This is a genomic window from Oleiphilus sp. HI0067, from assembly GCF_001635735.1.
Genome location: NZ_LWFI01001202.1, coordinates 1 through 1340 on the forward strand (window position 1 = coordinate 1; position 1340 = coordinate 1340).

Here is a 1340-nt window from a genome sequence, read left to right on the forward strand (position 1 = left end):
ACGATACTACAGACGGCATGGAAAACTTCCTTCTTGATTCTGTCATTAGTTCTACGACAGGGTTAAATATTTCAGCTGCAAATATGAATATTAAAGTGGGTGGTGATGGTAATCTTCAATCTAGCTTGCTAATCAGTGATATAGAGTCATTACTCTGCAATTAATATTCTAACAAGGCCATCATAGGGGCATTGTTTACTCCGCTGCGCTTTGGGGTGGCTGCGCCACTTTACCCCAAAGCTCCACTCCATAAGCAATGCCCCATATGGCGGCGTTAGTACGTACTAAGAATGAAAAGCGGACATTTGTTTTTCATTCGCAAGTAGACATTAGGAGTCGTTAATGGAGCAATAACTAAAACGTTACCTTCTTGCGGATAGCTGACCTGTCCTGAACGTCAAAAAAATCAGTGCGTCGCAAGACAGACTTTCAAAACGAGGTCGTTTCATCTTAGGATAGAAAACTTAAGGATGGCCTTGCCTACCAAGCAAGGCGCGATGATTTGAGGTTGCATACTTTGCAAACCAACAGGCCTCGAAACTAAGATTCCACGGCTATGTTCACTAAGGTGCTGATATGAAAGCGAAGCTTATCGCATTGTCTTTATTAAGTTTTGGGCTGCTAATGTACTTCGCAGTTGAGGAAATTTACTTCCCATTTATTTTGATCCCCTTCATCGGTTTTTCTATAACGGTATTTATGTGGCCTTTACCAAATGATGAAAGCAGGAAACGAAAAAGTCAGGGGTATAAAGGTAGTGACCCAAACGGATTCGATGTTTTAGGTGAGACAGCCAGAGCACTAAAAAACAAAAGAGATAATGAAAGCAATGGCATCGATATCGATTTATAGGCTTAACCATTTTTACAGTTCGCTCAATACAAAAAGGGTTTCAGTATCTCAGCTCCANGGCATATTCTGATTTTGTAATGTACGGCTTGGTTCCCCTATTAATCCCATTAATTACGTTAGCATGGTTGGCGTTTTATGATTAACAGCAACATCACACATAACCAGGCTATCAAAGATCGCCCAACAAGTTGGGCTGGACAGTCAATGCTGCGCATTGCCTGCCCTTTATAGCGGCGTTAAATGCTCAAAGGAGTTTAGATGTCTCTCATTGCCAATACACCGGCACCACCTTACTACGCAGTAATTTTCACTTCTCACCGTACAGAAGGTGATAACGGTTATGGCCAAATGGCAGATCGAATGGTTGAGCTTGCGTCAAAGCAACCAGGCTTTTTAGGTGTAGAGTCAGCGCGAGAGGATGTTGGAATTACCGTATCTTATTGGTCTGATCTTGAATCCATTAAGCGGTGGAAGAAAAATGCAGGGCA

Annotated in this window: 2 protein-coding genes; both read left to right on the forward strand. The window is 42.2% G+C overall.

Features of this window, described 5'->3' with window-relative positions:
- Nucleotides 1-576 precede the first annotated feature (576 nt).
- A complete protein-coding gene (locus tag A3739_RS18025) occupies nt 577-852 on the forward strand; it encodes a hypothetical protein (RefSeq protein ID WP_068502153.1) in 276 nt (91 codons plus the stop codon).
- A 258-nt stretch (nt 853-1110) separates the two neighbouring features.
- On the forward strand, nt 1111-1340 hold a 230-nt coding region (locus A3739_RS18030), incomplete at its 3' end, for an antibiotic biosynthesis monooxygenase (RefSeq protein WP_068502313.1).

Coding starts and splice junctions, on each gene's coding strand:
- A3739_RS18025 (WP_068502153.1), top strand. CDS start 577: ATGAAAGCGAAGCTTATCGCATTGTCTTTATTAAGTTTTGGGCTGCTA.